Annotated in this window: 12 protein-coding genes; 1 reads left to right on the forward strand and 11 read right to left on the reverse strand. The window is 72.2% G+C overall.

Annotated features, from left to right (window positions below):
- Window positions 1–93: 93 nt before the first annotated feature.
- From ACWGIG_RS01340 to ACWGIG_RS01390, 11 genes are read right to left on the reverse strand one after another with little or no spacing between them, the layout of a single operon-like run.
- Window positions 94–957 carry a TIGR03619 family F420-dependent LLM class oxidoreductase gene (locus ACWGIG_RS01340; protein WP_453319399.1) on the reverse strand — a complete coding sequence of 288 codons (864 nt, stop codon included), beginning with the start codon at window positions 955–957 and terminating at the stop codon, window positions 94–96.
- A gap of 53 nt (window positions 958–1,010) precedes the next feature.
- Entirely contained in the window at window positions 1,011–2,246 is a 1,236-nt protein-coding gene (locus tag ACWGIG_RS01345) for a serine hydrolase domain-containing protein (protein WP_453319400.1), read from the reverse strand.
- Between the two features lie 56 nt (window positions 2,247–2,302).
- Entirely contained in the window at window positions 2,303–3,022 is a 720-nt protein-coding gene (locus tag ACWGIG_RS01350) for an HAD-IA family hydrolase (protein WP_453319401.1), read from the reverse strand.
- Entirely contained in the window at window positions 3,019–4,101 is a 1,083-nt protein-coding gene (locus ACWGIG_RS01355) for a sugar phosphate isomerase/epimerase family protein (protein WP_453319402.1), read from the reverse strand. The genes ACWGIG_RS01350 and ACWGIG_RS01355 overlap by 4 nt, the downstream gene beginning before the upstream one ends.
- A complete protein-coding gene (locus tag ACWGIG_RS01360; RefSeq protein ID WP_453319403.1) occupies window positions 4,098–4,868 on the reverse strand; it encodes an SDR family NAD(P)-dependent oxidoreductase in 771 nt (256 codons plus the stop codon). Before ACWGIG_RS01360 ends, ACWGIG_RS01355 begins: the two co-directional genes overlap by 4 nt.
- The gene (locus ACWGIG_RS01365; RefSeq protein ID WP_453319404.1) at window positions 4,868–6,079 is read right to left on the reverse strand and encodes an alcohol dehydrogenase catalytic domain-containing protein; all 1,212 of its coding nucleotides are present in this window, start codon (window positions 6,077–6,079) and stop codon (window positions 4,868–4,870) included. The genes ACWGIG_RS01360 and ACWGIG_RS01365 overlap by 1 nt, the downstream gene beginning before the upstream one ends.
- Before the next feature lie 53 nt (window positions 6,080–6,132).
- Window positions 6,133–7,266 carry an ROK family protein gene (locus ACWGIG_RS01370; protein ID WP_453319405.1) on the reverse strand — a complete coding sequence of 378 codons (1,134 nt, stop codon included), beginning with the start codon at window positions 7,264–7,266 and terminating at the stop codon, window positions 6,133–6,135.
- Window positions 7,267–7,278: 12 nt separating this feature from the next.
- Window positions 7,279–8,229 (reverse strand): aldo/keto reductase, encoded by a 951-nt coding sequence (locus ACWGIG_RS01375; protein ID WP_453319406.1) that lies wholly within the window; start codon window positions 8,227–8,229, stop codon window positions 7,279–7,281.
- Between the two features lie 44 nt (window positions 8,230–8,273).
- Complete coding sequence (locus ACWGIG_RS01380; RefSeq protein ID WP_453319407.1) at window positions 8,274–9,929, reverse strand: FAD-binding oxidoreductase; 1,656 nt, start codon at window positions 9,927–9,929, stop codon at window positions 8,274–8,276.
- Entirely contained in the window at window positions 9,926–11,248 is a 1,323-nt protein-coding gene (locus ACWGIG_RS01385) for an acyltransferase family protein (protein ID WP_453319408.1), read from the reverse strand. Before ACWGIG_RS01385 ends, ACWGIG_RS01380 begins: the two co-directional genes overlap by 4 nt.
- A 15-nt stretch (window positions 11,249–11,263) precedes the next feature.
- On the reverse strand, window positions 11,264–12,487 hold the full coding sequence (locus ACWGIG_RS01390; protein WP_453319409.1) for a sedoheptulose 7-phosphate cyclase: 1,224 nt from the start codon (window positions 12,485–12,487) through the stop codon (window positions 11,264–11,266).
- Between the two features lie 296 nt (window positions 12,488–12,783).
- Between ACWGIG_RS01390 and ACWGIG_RS01395 the strand changes: the two genes are divergently transcribed.
- Window positions 12,784–16,914 carry a type I polyketide synthase gene (locus ACWGIG_RS01395; RefSeq protein WP_453319410.1) on the forward strand — a complete coding sequence of 1,377 codons (4,131 nt, stop codon included), beginning with the start codon at window positions 12,784–12,786 and terminating at the stop codon, window positions 16,912–16,914.
- Window positions 16,915–16,924 lie beyond the last annotated feature (10 nt).

The following is a 16,924-nucleotide window of genomic DNA, read 5'->3' on the forward strand; positions in this document are numbered from 1 at the left end:
GCGTAGAGGTGCGGGCGGCTTACGTGTAAGCCGAACCTGTTTCCCCGGGCGACTATTCCGATGTGTGCCGTACGAGCCGAATCCTTGACCTTCTCATTGCCCGGCTGCTCTGCCGGCCCGCTCCGCCCGGCTGTTCCGCCCGCCTGCTCCGTCCGACTGCTCGCCCTGCCACTGCGCGATGCTGCGCCCCCAACTGTCCAAGGTGCGTTCGACGGTGTCGCGGTCCTCCGAAGGCAGCAGGGTGAGGACTCGGGTGATCCCCGCCTCCGCGCACTGTTCGAGCGCCCTCGGGTCGTGCGGCAGCCCGGCCAGCACCACCGGGAGCCGGCCGCGCCCCAACTCCTCGGCGCGGGAGTGCAGTTCGGCCACCCGCCGCAGGGTGCGCCGGAAGGTCTCGGGGTTCCCGTAGTCCGGCAGCCAGCCGTCCCCGTAGGCGAGCACGCGGTCGAGGACGGTCGGGCCCATGCCGCCGACCAGGACGGGCGGGTGGGGCCGCTGCACGGGCTTGGGCCACGACCACATCCGCTCGAAGGAGACGTGCTCGCCGTGGAAGGCGGCCTCGTCCTGCTGCCAGATCGTCCTGATCGCCTCGACGTGCTCCTTCATCCTGGCGAACCGGCGGGCCGGGTCCACCCCGTGATGGATCATCTCCTGTTCGACCCAGCCCGCCCCGATGCCGAAGTCGACCCGGCCGGACGAGAGTTGATCGACCGAGGCGACCGTCTTCGCCAGCACGACGGGGTCGTGCTGGGCGACCAGGCAGATCGCGCTGCCCACCCGCAGGGTGCTGGTCGATGCCGCGGCGGCGGTCGCGGCGACGAAGGGGTCGAAGGTGCTGCTGAAGGCCGGGGGAAGCCGTGCGGTCTGGTCCGTGATGGGCAGGTGGGTGTGCTCGGCGAAGTACAGCGCGCTGTGGCCGCGCTGCTCCGCCGCGCGCGCGAGGGGGCCGGGAGCCACGGCGGAGGCCGTGGCGAAGATGGTGACTCCGGTTTCGATGAGGTGACCTCTTCTCAGTTCGCTGCGGACCGGTACGCCGGTACTTCGTTGAGCTTGGCCGCGAGGGCCTTCAGGAGGGATCCGGCCCGCTTGTCGTCGGGGCCGACCGCGATCAGCCGGTTGGGGACGTACGAGACGCCGACACCGGCGCCTGGCCAGGCGAGATGGGCCGAACCGCCGCCGCCGTCGTGGCCGAAGGAGTCGCCGTCGGCGCCGGGACGCGGGGTGGTGCGCAGCCGGAAACCCGCACCGCCGTAGACCATGGGGATGTTGATCAGCTGGTCGACCTTGCGCACGTACTCGCGCCGGGCGTCGTCCGCCACCGCGCGCGAGATCAGCGTGTACTGCTCACCCGGCGCACGCCCGGCGTCGGCCGCGAGGAATCCGTACAGGGCGGAGAGCGACCTGGCAGTCCCGAAGACGTTGGCGGCGGGCACCAGGGAGGTCCGCCGGCTGCTGCGGTTCCAGACCATCTCCTCGTGCGGGAACGGAACGGGGTTCTGCCAGATGCGCTGCGTCAGCGCGTCGCCGCTGGTGAAGAAGCCCGTGTACTGGTCCAGGAAGTTCTGGCCGTACTCCAGCCGGGCGACCCGGTGCTCCAGCTCCGGGGGGATGCCGAAATGGATGTCGAGGCCGTGGGGTCCGGCTATCTCTTCGGCGAAGAACCGGTCGAGGCTGCGGCCGTCCACCCGGCGGACGACCTCGGCGACGATCCAGCCCATCGTGAACGGGCCGTAGAGGATGCCGCCCGCGCGGCTGTCGCTCTCGGGCTCCTGGCCGGCGAGCAGCTTCGCCATGGCGCGCGGATCCTGGATCTCGTCCTGGCCGACGGAGGCGCGGATTCCGGGCAGCCGGGCCGTGTAGGTCACGACCTGGCGCAGGGTGATCGCGCTCTTGCCCGCGGCGCCGAACTCCGGCCAGTAGTGCGCCACGGGCACATCGAGGTCCAGCCGGCCCCGGTCCACGAGGACCAGCAGGGCGATGGCCACGATCCCCTTGCTCGCCGAGAAGATCATCTCCAGCGTGTCGCGCTCCCAGGGCCGTCCGGTCTCCGCGTCGGCGGTGCCGCCCCAGATGTCGACCACGGGCGTGCCGTGCACCCGGGCACAGAAGGCGCCGCCGAGCTCGTCGCGCTCCAGCAGGTTGCGGGCGAACTCCTCGCGTACGGACTCGAACCCTTCGGCGACGTCACCGTGCACGAGGGAGGCCGGGGTCGCGGTCGGTGCCGGTCCCGGCGGGGAAATGGACATGCGGATGCGCTCCAGGAGAGAAGGAAGGACAGAACAGAGAGGAAGAGGCTGGTGCTCTACGGGGCCGGAAGAGGTGCGGTCCGTACCGTCAGACCCACCCGCAGCAGGCCGGAGCCGGGGGCGGTGACGGACACGTCACGCAGGTCGGTGACGCGGATCAGACCCTTCGTCACCGCACCGGCGTACGGGCCGACGACCACCGGCGTGGTGCCCGCGGCGACGGCGGCTTCGAGTCCGGCGGCGGCGTCCTCGAAGACGATGGCCGACACCGGTGGCGTCCCCAGCGTGCGGGCGGCTGCCAGATAGCCCATGGGGTGCGGCTTTCCCTCGGTGACGTCCTCGGCGCCTACGAGGCAGCGGGGGAGGGGCAGTCCGGCCGCCGTCATGCGGCGCACGGCCAGCTCCCGGCCGGCCGAGGTGACGATCGCCCAGCTCTCGGCGGGCAGGCCGGCGAGCAGTTCCGCCGCGCCGGGGACGGGCACGATGCCGTCCACGTCGTCGATCTCCGCTGCCTCCAGCCGCGCCGTCTCGGCTGCCGCGTCCACACCGTCGGGCGCGTACCGGGCGACGGTTTCCCCGGTGCGGCGGCCGTGCGCCGTCGCGAGGATCTCGTCGGCGTCCAGGCCGTGCCTGCGGGCGAAGTTCCGCCAGGTCCGCTCGACGACGACCGTCGAGTCGACGAGGGTGCCGTCCATGTCGAACAGCAGGGCTTCGGCGGTCAGTTTCACGCGGTGTGCCGGAGCCGCGGTGGGGAGTGCGTCGGTGGTGATGCTCATGACCTTCCTTCGGTGGGGTGGTGGAGAAGGCCTGCGTGGCGCCGGGCCCATGCGAGGTCGGCAGCCAGGGGGGCCGAGCCCCTGTGCAGGCTCCATGCGATGTCGGTGGCCAGGGGTTCTGTGTCCATGAGATTCGTGTCCCCGAGGTTGGTGTTCATGGGGTGGGTGTTCATGGGGTGGGTGCCCTCGGGGTCTGTGTCCCCGAGGTCTGTGCCCCCGAGGTCTGTGTCTCCGAGGTCTGCCGTCGGCCGTCCGGTCCGGTCTTCCCGGTGGTCGGTTTCCACGACGAGGGTGCGCACGGGCACGGGTGGTCCTGCGAGCGCGGTGAGCGTTTCGGCCAGGCGGCCGTCGCCCTCGCCCAGCAGCACGCTGCCGCCCGCTCCCCGCAGGCCGTCCTTCAGATGGACCTGGTCGCAGATCCAGGCGGCGTTGACCCGGATCAGCTCGGCCACGTCCACTCCGGCGGCCCGTGTGTTGTACGTGTCGAGCAGGAGCCGGAAGCACGGGGACGCGACCGCTTCGACCAGGTCCCGGGAGTCCGTGGGGGAGAGGGTGTTCTCGCTCGCCAGCAGCAGGTTCCGGTCCGCGGCCTCCTGCGCGGCCCAGGCCAGTACGGTCGCGGTCCTGCGCAGGTCGTGGGCGCTGTTGATCGCGCTGCGTCGGAAGCTGGGGACGAAGGCCAGCGGCACGCCGAGTGCGTGGGCCGCGTCCAGGAGCCGGAGCAGCGTGGTGCGGACGAGGCGCGCCCGCGTGCTGCCCTCAGGCGCCGTCAGCCCGATGTCGTTGAGCAGGTTCCCGGACACCGCGGCCAGGTCCACTCCGGTGGCTTCGGCCCTCTCGCGCAGTGCGGTGAGGGACCCGGGAGCGTCGAGCCGGGCGGCCCGGCCGGGCCCTCCCAGGTCGAGCTGGACGGCGTCGGCGCCGAGCCGGGCCGCCAGTTCCACGGCGGCGGCTCCGGCCACGGGCAGCCGCCAGTCGGCGAGGGCGATCTGCGGAGTCGGCCGCCCGCGCGAAGGGAGGACGGCGGCGGCAGCGGTGGTGGCGGCAGCAGCGGTGGTGGCGGTGGCCGGGTGGCTCACGACGCGCTCCGCCTGCTCTGGGAGACGGGCGCCTCCCCGCCGACCGGCCGCCACTGCCCCGACCCGTCGACGACCAGGCTCTCGCCGTGCTGCCCCGCGCCCGAGGTGAGCGCCAACTCGGTTGCCACCGCGCCGAATTGGGCGGGCTGCATGTAGGAGCTGTAGTCGAAGCCGCCCGGACGGCGCCGGCGGATCCCGGGGCTGTCGACCATGCCCGCCGGAAGCACCTGCACGATGCGGACGCCATCCTCCTCCTGCTCCTGGGCCACGGAGTTCAGCAGCGCCGCGCCCGCGGCCTTGGTCGCCGCGTATCCGGACCGTCCAGGTCCGGCATTGAAGACCACCTCGGAGGAGACGCCCAGGAACAGTCCGGGCCCAAAGGCGCGGCGCAGCGCGGGAAGGGATGCGGCGAGCGTGAGCCAGAGCCCGTGCAGATTGACGTCCACCTGTCTGCGCCACTCGTCCTCGGACGCCTCGCCGAAGAGCGCGCGGCGCTCCCCGTAGTGGACGGCCGAGAAGCAGGCCAGGTGCAGGTCGCCCTCGCTGGCCGAGGCCAACTGCTGCTCGGCGGCTGCGCGGTCCGTGAGGTCCAGGGGCGCCCAGCGCAGTGCTTCGGCGCCCGGTCCTGCGGGGGCGGAGCGGCTGAGCACCAGGACGTCGGCCCCGGCCTGTGCCCAGGCGTCGGCGATGCCGCGGCCGACGCCGGTGGAGCCGCCGACCACCAGGGCGCGTCGGCCCGCGAGCGGTGGGGTGCGAGGTGTCGGCATCAGTTCTCCGTAGGGGTGTGCGGGGTGTGCGGGGTGTGAGGTGTGTGCGTGGGCGTGAGGCGCACCGCGAGTTTGATGAGGCGTCTGCCGTCGGACATGCGGTCCCGGCCCTGCGCCAGCCGGCTCAGCAGGGGGGCCGCCTCTTCGAGGCCGACGCAGTGGGTGACCAGGTCGCGGTAGCGGTCGGGCGCATGGCTCAACTCGGCGGCGGCTGCCCGGAGATGGAAGTTCCCGACGCCCCGGTGGCCGAGCAGACGCACCTCGCTGCCGCTGCTGGAGCGGGTGCGTACCCAGCGGATGGGGTCGGGCAGCCCGGCGCAGTTCGCCGCGCGGACGGCGTTCAGGTCGATGCCGGGCAGCAGCGGAGTCGTCGCGAGCGGGGGCAGCCCCCCGAGCACGTCGACGGTGGTGTCCTCGCCCGCGGTGGACACCGCTTCCTCCAGGCATCGCAGCGTCGCGTCACGAGGCGTGGCGAGGAGGACCGCCGTCGGACCGTCCGCCGAGAGCGCGCGGACGACGGGGGCGTGGTCGTTGCCCTGGAGGAGGAGCAGATCCGCCTCGGCGGCGGGCCGGGCGGCGCTCCACGCCAGGCCCTGCTCGGTGTGGTGCACCAGGACGGTGCGCACGCCTTCCCCGAGCCAGTGGCGGGCGGCCCGTACCGCCAGGTGTCCGATGGTGCCGTCGCCGTGGACGATCAGGGTGCGCGGACGGAAGGCGGCCAGGGCGGAGAGCGCGTAGCGCACCACGGCGAGCGGTTCGAGGAGCGCGGCCGGTTCGGCCTCCGGTGCCCGCGGCAGTGCGATGACCTGGCCTCCGCGTACCGCCGTGGCCGGGATCAGCGTCCGTTCCTGCCAGAGGCCGTTGACGTTGTGCCCCAGCAGGAAGGAGGGGTCGGTGGGGTGGGTGGGGTTGATGACGACGGGAGTTCCCGGCGCGAACTCGCCGCTGACACCGGCGCCGACGGCCACCGTGCGGGCGATGCCCTCGTGGCCGAGGACAGGCGCTTCGTCGTCCCGCAGCCCGCGCAGCATTTGCAGATCGGTGCCGCACACTCCGACGACCTGCGGGGCGACGAGGATCTCGCCGGGCGCGGGTCGCGGTGTGGGAAGGCGGCGGACGAGGACCTGCTGTCCCTGACGGACGAGGGCACGGTGCCCGGGGCGGCCGGGCGCGGGCTCCGGGACTTGCGTCACGGACGACACTTCCGTCACGGATGGCACCTTCGCCGTGGGCGACGCTTCTGCCACGGATGGTGTTGACGCTCTCATACGTACATCTCTCCGGTTTCCTGGCCGTGCGGCGCGATGGCTTCCGTGCCTGCGCCCGCCGTGTCCGTGCCTGCGCCCGACATGTCCGTGACCGCGCCCGCCGTGACCGCGCCCGCCGTGGCCGCGATCGCCGCCCCCAGCAGCCCGTCCGCCTCGCCGCTCACGCAGACGGTGAGGCGGTCCGCGATCCACTGCGGATTCCGGTCGCTGGTCAGATAGAGCCCCTGGCGGTCCAGGTGGGCCAGTACCGCCCTGCGGTAGTGGGCGCCGAGGCCGACGGCCACGCCGCCGGTGAGCGCGATCTCGTCGATCTCCGGGTCGAGGCAGAGCGCGGTGCGCAGCACGTCGGCGACGGGCGCCGTCACTGCCGCGAGGAGCTCCTCGGCGAGCGGATCGCCCGAGTCCAGCGACGTACGGAAGGAGGACTCGAAGGACCCGCCCGCGGCCAGGCCCGCCTGCACGGCGGAGTCCAGCCACCACCCGGGCGCGCGCCCGCGCAACACCTCGGCCATGCGGGAGATCCCGGGACCCGAGGAGTACGCCGCCACATGGCCGGACACCCCGCAGTCGCAGGTCAGCTCCACCGGTCGGCCCAACAGGGCGGCCGTGGCGGGGAGATGGCCGATCTCCCCCTGCAGCCCGCACCCGTCCACCGGCACGGTGCGGGTGCGCAGGTCCAGTACGCGGCAGGCGATGCCGGTGCTGACCGTCGCGAGCAGTATCTTGCGACGGTCCTCGCGACCGGGCGCGGAGGCGAAGTGGAGCAGCGCGGCGGTGACGTCGTTGACGAGGTTCCAGCCGACGTCGGGCCGCGCCCCGCGCAGCGCGCCGAGCAGGTCGAAGGGGGCCCCGGCCGGACCCCACAGCGGCGCCGACGCATACACGACGCCACTGCGGTGGTCCAGCGCCGCCCCGAACGAGATCCCGGCGACCACACCCGGCTCCGCCGGGACGGCGTCGCTGAGCGCGGAGACCATGAGGGCCCGCAACTCGGCGACGGACGCCCGCGGATACTGCCTGCGGCCGGGCGCGGGGCGTACGGTACGCCCGGACAGGCCGCCCTCGGGCGACCAGCGGGCCCACCGCAGATGGGTGCCGCCCACGTCGATGACCACGGTCGGTGGATTCATGGCTGCGGTGCCCTACTCGGAAGCGCCGAGGGGTTCGGGGAGCGCGTCGAGCTCCGCGATGTCCTCGTCGGTGAGCCGGACCTCGGCCGCGGCGGCGTTGTCCTCCAGGTACTTCGCCCGCTTGGTGCCGGGGATGGGGATCACGTGGCGGCCCCGCTCCAGCAGCCAGGCGAGGGCGATCTGGGAGAGCGTCACGTCGTGCCGTACCGAGACGGCGCGCACGACGTCCACGATCGCGTTGTTGTGCGCCATGGCCTCCTCGGTGAAGCGGGGCATGAACTTGCGCCAGTCGCCGTCGGGCAGGTCCGCGGGCTTGCTGAAGGCACCCGCGAGCACGCCCCGGCCCAGCGGCGAGTACGGCATGAAGGAGATGCCCCGCTCCTCGCAGTACGGCAGGACGTCGTGCAGGGAACGCCGGGTGAACAGCGAAGCCTCGGACTGCACCGCCGCCACCGGGTGCACGGTCTCGGCGCGCCGGATCTCCTCCAGGGAGACCTCCGACAGGCCCAGGGCCCGGACCTTTCCTGCGGCGACGAGCTCCGCGAGGGCGCCCCAGCTCTCCTCCAGGGGGACGCCCGGGTCGATCCGGTGGATGAAGTAGAGGTCGATGAAGTCGGTGCCGAGCCGCTTGAGGCTGGCGTCGACGGCGTCGCGGAGCTGCTCGGGGCGCCCGGCGTTGGGGTGGATGCCGTTGTCGTCGACCGTCTGGCCGCCCTTGGTGGACAGCACGACCTCGTCGCGGCGGCCCGCGACGGCCCGGCCGACGAGCTCCTCGTTGGTGAAGGGCCCGTACACGTCGGCGGTGTCGAGCAGGGTGACGCCCAGCTCGATCGCCCGGTGGATGACCTTGACGGAGGTGTCGTCGTCCCTGCCGTGCGGGTCGTACCCGAAGGACATGCCCATCGTGCCGAGTCCGATACGGCCGACTTCCGGGCCGTTCGCGCCGAGGGTGGTGGTGCGCATGGGGGTGCTTCCGTTTCTCTGGGGGGTGTGCGTGGTGGCTGTGGTTACGGGCGGATCGACTGGCGGTGGCGGAAGACGTTGTGGGGGTCCCAGGTCCGCTTGGTCCGCTGCAGCCGCTGGTAGTTGCCCTTGTAATAGAGCTCGGTCCAGGGCACCCGCGAGGTGTTGAACTCCGGGTCGCTGATGTCGGCGTCCGGGTAGTTGATGTAGCAGCCGTCGGTGTGCTCGTTCGGTACGGGGACGCCGCCCGTGTCCGCGTAGACCGCCCGGTAGGCGTTGCGCACCCAGTCGATGTTCGGCGCGTCGTCGGCGCGGTCGTTCCAGTACGTCTCGTACGTGATCTTCATGACGGAGTCGCGCTGGGCGACCGCGGTGTCGGACGCGGACCGGCTGCTGATCGCACCGCCCGCGGCGGGCAGTACGAGGCCGGCGAACCGGGCACGGTGCTCGGTCGACGTCAGCTGGTCGTGGATGGTCTCGATGGCCCTGGTGCTGAGTCCCCGGCGGTGGAAGGCCGACTTGTGCTTGCCGCGCAGCGTCGGATCGGTCTGCTGGGCGGCGCTGGTGCCGACGAAGCGGGTGGCGCGCAGCCAGGGGAGCCGGTAGGTGGTGAAGTGCTCCGAAATGCTCCGGTCGCCGCTCTGCTGCGGCACCTTGTGCGTCTCGCTCCCGCCGAGGGCGCGGGTGAATCCGGCCAGGAAGTCCGTCAGCAGCTTCGCCGCGTTCGGCACGGTGGCGTCCATCTGCACCAGCATGCCCAGCGAGCCCAGGGAGCGGTGGTTCAGGAAGAGCCACGAGCAGAGGTCCGCGTAGGGGGACCGCGGGGAGCTGTTCGCCTCCAGCCACTTGCCGTAGAAGTCGACGAGCCTGACGAACCCCTCCCGGCTGACCTTCTCCCACGGCCAGGAGGCGCTGGTGACCAGCACTTCCGCGGGAGGCGCGGGCAGCAGCTGCCGGGGGTCGTCGCCCGTCGCGCCGGGGGAGCGGAACCAGTACTTCGTGATGACGCCGAAGTTGCCGCCCCCGCCACCGGTGTGTGCCCAGAACAGGTCGTGGTGCGGGTCGTTCTTGTCACGGCCCGCCACCACGCTCCTGGCCTTGCCCGAGCCGTCGACGACGACGACCTCGACGGCTTCGAGGTGGTCCACGGTCAGCCCGTACCGGCGGGACAGCATTCCGTATCCGCCGCCGCTGACGTGCCCGCCGACGCCGACCGAGAAGCACGCGCCGCCGGGCAGGGTCACCCCCCAGCTCTTGTAGAGCTCTTCGTAGACCCGCAGGAGGGTGGCGCCGCCCTCGACGGCGAAGGCGCCCCGCTGTTCGTCGAAGTGGACGTCGTCCATGAGGTTCATGTCGATGACGACCTGGACCTCGGCGTTGTGGACGAAGTCCTCGAAGCAGTGACCGCCGCCGCGCACGCTGATCCGCCTGCCGCGGGTGACGGCCCCCTGGACCAGTTCCACCACCTGAGCCGTCGTCCTGGGCAGCACGATCTGCTCGGGGGCGGACGTCCAGCGCTGGTTCAGACCGGAGGTGAGGTCGGAGTAGCGGGCGTCCTGCGGCGTCACCGTGAGCACGGCGGACCTGTCGGCGGCGGCGGGGGCCGCCGCCTGGGCGGTCGTGCCTTCGGCGAGAGTGGCGCCGAGGGCGGCGGCCGAGCCCGCCACCAGGAAGCGGCGGCGGTTGAGGTTGGTCATCATCTGCTTGAATTCCCTGTGGATATGGGGTCGTTGACCGCGCCGGCCTTCGTGGGGGCGGCTGCCCGGTCGGACTTCGACCGGGACCAGCGGCGCATGGCGGGGCGCTCGACGGTGATGTGGAGCAGCCAGCCGAGGAAGAGGCTCAGGGCGAGACTCAGTGCCATCAGGCCGAGCGCCTGGGCGGTGTCCCAGTGGCGTCCGGTCGGCGGGTCGGCGGTCGCGAGCCGCATGGGCCCGTAGTACAGGACCAGGAAGTGCACCATGTAGAAGGCGAAGGAGACCTCGCCCAGCCACACCGCCCACCGCCCGGTCAGCAGGGACCGCTTCTGCTTCACGTCCGCCGTGGCGCAGGCGGCGATCAGCAGGGCGATGGGCAGGGCGGTCGGAGCCACCAGCCCGTACGCGTCCGGCAGGAGGACCATGAGTGCGTAGCCGACGGCCAGCAGGAGCAGCGCCGGGAGCCGCCGCAGCCCGATCCAGCGCCCCGCCAGTACGATCCGCGCCATGAGGATGCCGAGCACGAAGTCCAGCAGCCGGGTGGCCGGGCAGAAGTAGACGAACCAGTACTTCCACCAGGACACCGGCTGGTCCGGGGCCGGCGGGCCGTCCGGGAGCAGCTGCGCGATCAGCGGCACCGCCCAGAACGCGGCGACGACGACACCGGCCGCGAGCCAGAGCCGCTCCGGCCTGATCCTCCTGATCGGTTTGATCAGGAAGGGGAAGGCCAGATAGAAGAGCAGCTCGCACACGAGCGACCAACTGGGGCCGTTCGGGCCGGCCATGATCTTGAGGTCGGGTACCCAGCTCTGTACGAGCAGCAGGCTCGGGAGCGCGTTCCCCCACCACACGTGCGCGCCCACGCCGAGCATGAGCAGCAGTCCGGCCAGCCAGGTGACCAGGTGGTTCGGGTAGACCTTCGCGAGCCGGCGCCTGATGAACCGGCCGGGGGTGTCCCCGGCCCGCGCGGACCAGGCGAGCACGAACCCGCTGAGGACGAAGAAGAATCCGACGCCCAAGTACCCCGCCCGGCTCAGGTACTTCCAGAACGCGTGGTTGAGCGCATCGTCGGTGAAGGGCGCGACGACCGCCACGTGCGTCACGAAGACGGCGACGGCGGCGAAGAACCGCATCCCCGTCAGGGAGGGCAGCCGCGAGGAATTCATGGGCGGGGGTACGGAGTTCACGGGCGGGGGTACGGAACCCACGGGCGGGAGTACGGCCACGGGCGGGGGCCGCAGCGGTACGGAGGTGTCCGGGGCGCCCTGGGTGTCCGGGGTGCCCTGCGTGCCCTGGGTGCTCTGGGTGTCCTGCGTGTGCATCGACGTGTCCCGCGGTCAGCTCGCCGCGGCCGGCACGCGGGAGTCCGCCCGGCGCAACTCGTCGACGGCCGCGCCGAGTTCCTCGGCGGTCACGTCGTTGACGAAGACCGCGTCGCCGATTCCCACCGGCAGCGGGAGCCGCTGCTGTCCGTCGCGGTGGCGCACCGTCTCCGCAAGCGCGGCGGTCAGCAGTGAGGCGTCCAACAGCGGGTGCCAGCGCGGGAGTTCGAGCGTGCGCATCACGTTGAGGACGCGCTCGGCCTGCTCCTCGGTGACCAGGCCGCGCCGCTGGGCGATGACCGTGGTCAGCGCCATGTCCAGGCAGACGGCCTCGCCGTGCAGCAGGGCGGGAAGGGCCCGCATCTCGATGGTCGGGCTGAAGGTGTGGCCGTAGTCGACCACCCGCTCCAGCTCGGTCTCCCAGAGATTGGGCTGGAGCTCCTCCAGCATGCCGTGCACCGCCCGCTGCACCACCTGGGCGGCGACGCGCCCCTGGGAGAGCGGGTCGCCCTGGAGCTTCGTCTCCAGCAGCCGGTCGCCGTGCTGCTCCAGGAGTGCGAAGAGGTGCCTGTCCTTGATCAGGGCGATCTTCAGGACCTCCGCGAGGCCGTTGGCGATGTGCCGACGGTCGACCGTGGCGAGGAAGGAGCGGTCCAGGAGGGTCAGGGAGGTGGCGAAGTACGTCCCGAGCCGGTTCTTGTGCCCGTTGAAATTGACCCCCGTCTTCACGCCCACCCCGGCGTCGACCAGGCCGATCAGCGTGGTGGGCACGCGCAGGACCGGTGTGCCGCGCCGGTAGAGGTTGGCGACGAGTCCGACGATGTCCATGAGGACGCCGCCGCCGATCACGATGATCGGCTCCTGCCTGCGGTTGATGCCGAAGGCGTCGAGGGCCTGGACGATCCCGCCGGCGGTGTCGAAGTCCTTCACCGTCTCGTCGGCCTTGACGGGGTGCAGCCGGAAGTCGACGCCGTGGTGCGCGAAGTACTTCTCGATCCGCTCGCCGTGCAGCGCGGCCACTTCCTCGTCGATCACCACGAACCGCCGCAAGGGGCCGGCGCCGGAGCCGGTGCCCGCGCCTTCGAGCAGCGCCGTGCTCCGGAGGTCGAACGCGTCCTCGCAGACGCGGACTTCGTAGGACAGCGGCTTCGCCGAGCGCACGGTCCAGGAGTCGATGTGCTCGCTGTGGGTGTAGAGCCCGGATGAATGGAACGGCTCGGCATGGAACGGCTCGGTCATGAAAAAAATCCCCCCCGGGGTACGTGGACAGGACCCGAAGAGGGCCCCGGAACGGTCCGTTGCGCCGACCGCTGACGTAAATGTATGCAGCAATCTAACTTTGGACGCAAGTCCATGTGCTGCACGCAACATCCACTTGACGTGGAATTGACACGTCCCCTGCTCCTCGCCCCGCATACCTGGTACGTCGCAGGTCAGGTGGCTGACAGACCCTTAACGAGGTGTTCATACGGGACGTCGGGACAACCTTGGGTCCGCGTGTATTTTTGTGCTGGAAGATGATCCAGGGGGTTGGGATGGGGCGGGCTGCTGTGCCGGAGATCGCGATCGTGGGGATGGGCTGCAGATTTCCGCAGGCCGGGGGGATCGAGGCGTACTGGCGCCTGCTCGAAGGGAACGTCGATGCCGTCTCCCTGATACCGGGGGACAGGTTCGACATCGCCGAGCACTGTGTCCCCGGCGATGCGGGACCCGGCGATGCGGGACCCGGCGATGCGGGACCCGGCGATGCGGGACCCGGCGACGCGGGACCCGGCGACGCGGGATCAGGCGACGCGGGATCCCGTGCTGAGGAGTCCGGCGCCGGGGAGTCCGGTGCCCCGGTGCCGGGCAAGTCCGTCTCCCGGTACGGCGGTTTCCTCGACGACCTGTTCCGCTTCGACGCCGGGTTCTTCGGCATCTCGGCGCGCGAGGCCGCGACGATGGACCCCCAGCAGCGTCTGCTCCTCCAGGTCGTCTGGGAGTCCGTCGAAGACGCCGGGATCCGGCCGTCGGACCTTGCGGGAACCCGTACCGGAGTCTTCGTCGGACAGGCGACGGCCGAGTACGCGGACGTTTCCCCGGCAACGGCGGCGAAGGACGTACGCGCCATGGTCGGCAGCCGCCTCAGGGCGGCCACGGCGGGCCGGGTCTCCTTCGCCCTCGACCTGCACGGGCCGAGCCTGGTCCTGGACACCGCCTGTTCGTCGTCCCTGGTGGCCGTGCACACCGCCCGCCAGTCCCTGCTCACGTCGGAGAGCGACCTGGCCATCGCGGCCGGGGTCAACGTCGTGCTCTCACCGGACGACGCCATCGCCTACTCGCAGGGAGGCATGCTCGCGCCGGACGGGCGGTGCAAGTTCGGCGACAGCTCGGCCGACGGATTCGTCCGCAGCGAGGGCATCGGCGTCGTCCTGCTCAAGCGGCTGCCCGACGCACTGCGCGACGGCGACAGGGTGCTGGGCCTCCTGCTGGGCAGCGCCGTCAACAACGACGGCCGCGGCAGCGGCCTGCTGCTGCAGCCCGCGGTGTCGGGACAGGTCGAGATGGTGCGCGAGGCGTGCCGCACCGCCGGCATCTCCCCGTCCCGGCTGGACTACGTGGAGGCGCACGGCACCGGCACCGTCGTCGGCGACGGCGTGGAGCTCCGGGCCCTCGCCGAAGCACTCGCGGGGGAGCGGAGCGCCGCACACCCGCTGCCGATCGGCTCCGTCAAGTCCAACATCGGGCACGCCGAGGCGGCGGCCGGCATGGCCGGACTCATCAAGGCCGTACTGACCGCCCGACACCGGATCATCCCCGCGTCCCTGCACGTCACACAGCCGCACCCGCTGCTGGGGGAGGGCGGGCTGCCGCTGCGGGTCGTGAGCCGCAACACCGCACTGGAGCCGGCCGGGGACACCGCCCTGCTGGGCGTCAGCTCGTTCGGCATCTCGGGCACCAACGCCCACGTCGTCGTGGGCGAATACCGGGAGAGCGCCCACCGGGAGAGCGCCGAAGCGGCCCCCGCCCCACCCGCGCGCCTCACCGGCAGACCCGAACTGCTGGTGCTCAGCGCCCGTACCCCTGCCGCACTGCGCGCACTGGCACTCGACTACGCCGACCACCTCGGACCCTCCGGTGCGGGGCGGGAGTCCGACCTGGGGGACATCTGCTACACGGCCGCGCTCGGACGCGACGCCCACCCCTACCGCATGTGGGCGGCCGGAGCGGACCACGACGCACTCGCCGCCACCCTGCGCGCCCTCGGCCACGGCGAGGAGGACCCGCACGGAGGCGCCGCCGACACGGGCTTCGGCGGCGACCGCAAGACCGCCTTCGTCTTCCCCGGCCAGGGCTCGCAGTGGCTGGGCATGGGCCGGGAACTCCTCGCGTCCTCCGCCGTGTTCCGGGAGACCATGACGGAGTGCAGTGCGGCCGTACGGGAGGAACTGGGCTGGTCGGTCCTCGACGTGCTGACCGGGGGCGCGGCCGAACTCCCCACGGAGGAACGGCCCGGCGGCGAATTCCCCGGTGACGTCGAGGTCGTGCAACCGGTGCTCTGGGCGATGGAGGTCTCCCTCGCCGCACTGCTGCGGGAGCTGGGACTTGAGCCGGACCTCTGCCTGGGCCACAGCATGGGCGAGACCGCCGCCGCGTACGTCTCCGGGGCGCTCTCCCTCCGCGACGCCGCGGCGGTGATCTGCCGCCGGAGCACCTTGATGCAGCGGACGGCCGGCAGCGGCGGAATGCTGGCGGTCGAGCTGCCTGCCGACGAAGCACGACGGGTGGCGGCCCGCTTCGGCGACACGGTGTGCGTCGCGGCGGAGAACGCTCCGGAGGCGACCGTCCTCGCCGGCGACCCCGGCACGCTGGACGAGATCGCGGCGTTCCTCGACGCGCGCGAGGTGTTCTGCCGGCGCGTGAAGGTGAACATCGCCTCCCACTCGCCGCACATGGAAGAACTCCGGGACGCTCTCACGGCCTCGCTCGCCGACCTGACCCCGACGACACCTCGGACCGGCATGTTCTCCACCACCCGGTGCGCACCCGTGGAGGACGCTCCCCTGGACGCGGACTACTGGGCGGACAACCTCCGGCAGCCGGTGCGGTTCGTGGAGAGCGTCGGGGCGGTGCTCAAGGAGGACGACTTCGTCTTCGTGGAGGTGAGCCCGCACCCGCTGCTCGTGCAGGCCCTCCTGGACACCCAGCAGCACTGGGGCAAGGAACCCGCGGCCACCGCGACGCTGGTACGACGGCAGAGCGAACTCGGCGCTCTGGCACGTGTCACCGGACACGTCTTCGTGCACGGCGGCACGGTCGACTGGAGCCGCTGGTTCGCCCACGGGGGCCGGCGCGGTGAGCTCGTGGCCCTGCCGACGTACCACTGGGACGAAGAGGAGTTCGTCCCGGACCGTTCCCCGGGCCGTACGACGGGTGGTGGTACGACGGCTGGTACGCCGGGCGGTACGACGGAGACCGGTTACGTGCGTGAGCTCCACCCGTACCGGCTGGGACTCGACGAGCTGGGCGGGGGAGTCCGGGTGCGCGGGCTCTCCATGGTTCCCCCGGCGGTCCACTTCGGCGCCGTCGCGGAGACCGCCCGGGACCTCGGCGACAGCGGGCACGTACTCCTCGAAGACATCACCTTCACCGGCCCGCCCGTGGAACTGGCCGCGCTGCGCGAGGCGTCCACCGCCCTGCGCGTCCGGCTCGATCCCACGGGTCCTGCTGCCCCCACGGACTCCGCTGCCCCCACGGATCCCGTCGACCCCTTCGGCGCACCGGGCCGCTTCCGGTTCCGCACCGACACCGTCCGCAGTGCGCCGGGACAGTCGCAGGCACCGGGCATCGCGGGCATCGTCCGGGTGGGCCGGGCGGGGGTGCGGGTGCGGGACGCGCGCAGCGCCTCGTACGGGCAGGACCTGCTCGACTCCGCGCTGACCCGCTGCACGGAGTACGTACCCGCTGCGGAGTTCCACCGCCGGGCGCAGGCGCGCGGTTTCGACATCGACCCGGCCCTGCGTACCGTCTCCCAGGTGTGGCGCAGGGACGGCGAGGCGGTGGCCCGGCTGTCGGCCGCCCACCTCCGGGGTCCCGGCGCCCTGGAAGCCGGACTGCTGCCGATGCTCGCCGCATGGCCGCACTCGGCGGCGGGCCACGGCGCGGCCGGGGCGTACCTGCCGGTTTCCTTCGACCGCGTGGAGATCACGGACGAACTCGCGGACAGCCGCTGGAGCGTGGCCCGCTTCGCGGCGGCGGGTGAGGGGGCGGGCGCGGGCGAGGACGCGCGCTGCGACGTCGTCGTACTGGCGGCCGACGGCAGGGTCCTCCTGGAGGTCACCGGCATGGGGCTGCGCAGCCTGCTCTCCGACGACGCCCCGCTGCCCGCACCCGCCCCCGCAGCCCGGGGCACTGCACCCCGTGCCACCGCGCCCCGCCACCCCGAACCTCCCGCCGACCCCGGGGCGCCGCACCGGCCTCCCATGGAACTGGTGGCCGCGGTGCTCGGGACCACGGCGGAACGGCTCGACCCCCGGCGGCCGTTGCGCGATCTGGGCCTGGACTCCCTGATGGCCGCCCAGCTCCGGATCCGGCTGAGGAACTCGTACGGAGTGGACTTCCCCGTCGCGCGGCTGCTGGGCGCGGACGGTGCGGCCACCGTGCTGAGCCCGCTCCTGGGCAAGTAAGGGCTACCTC

It is taken from the genome of Streptomyces sp. NPDC054863 (assembly GCF_053610825.1).

What these genes read in the sequence shown, in the direction of transcription:
- ACWGIG_RS01345 (WP_453319400.1), bottom strand. Translation starts at nt 2,246, where the DNA reads ATGTCCATTTCCCCGCCGGGACCGGCACCGACCGCGACCCCGGCCTCC.
- ACWGIG_RS01350 (WP_453319401.1), bottom strand. Translation starts at nt 3,022, where the DNA reads ATGAGCATCACCACCGACGCACTCCCCACCGCGGCTCCGGCACACCGC.
- ACWGIG_RS01360 (WP_453319403.1), bottom strand. Translation starts at nt 4,868, where the DNA reads ATGCCGACACCTCGCACCCCACCGCTCGCGGGCCGACGCGCCCTGGTG.
- ACWGIG_RS01370 (WP_453319405.1), bottom strand. Translation starts at nt 7,266, where the DNA reads ATGAATCCACCGACCGTGGTCATCGACGTGGGCGGCACCCATCTGCGG.
- ACWGIG_RS01390 (WP_453319409.1), bottom strand. Translation starts at nt 12,487, where the DNA reads ATGACCGAGCCGTTCCATGCCGAGCCGTTCCATTCATCCGGGCTCTAC.
- ACWGIG_RS01375 (WP_453319406.1), bottom strand. Translation starts at nt 8,229, where the DNA reads ATGCGCACCACCACCCTCGGCGCGAACGGCCCGGAAGTCGGCCGTATC.
- ACWGIG_RS01380 (WP_453319407.1), bottom strand. Translation starts at nt 9,929, where the DNA reads ATGATGACCAACCTCAACCGCCGCCGCTTCCTGGTGGCGGGCTCGGCC.
- ACWGIG_RS01385 (WP_453319408.1), bottom strand. Translation starts at nt 11,248, where the DNA reads ATGCACACGCAGGACACCCAGAGCACCCAGGGCACGCAGGGCACCCCG.
- ACWGIG_RS01395 (WP_453319410.1), top strand. Translation starts at nt 12,784, where the DNA reads ATGGGGCGGGCTGCTGTGCCGGAGATCGCGATCGTGGGGATGGGCTGC.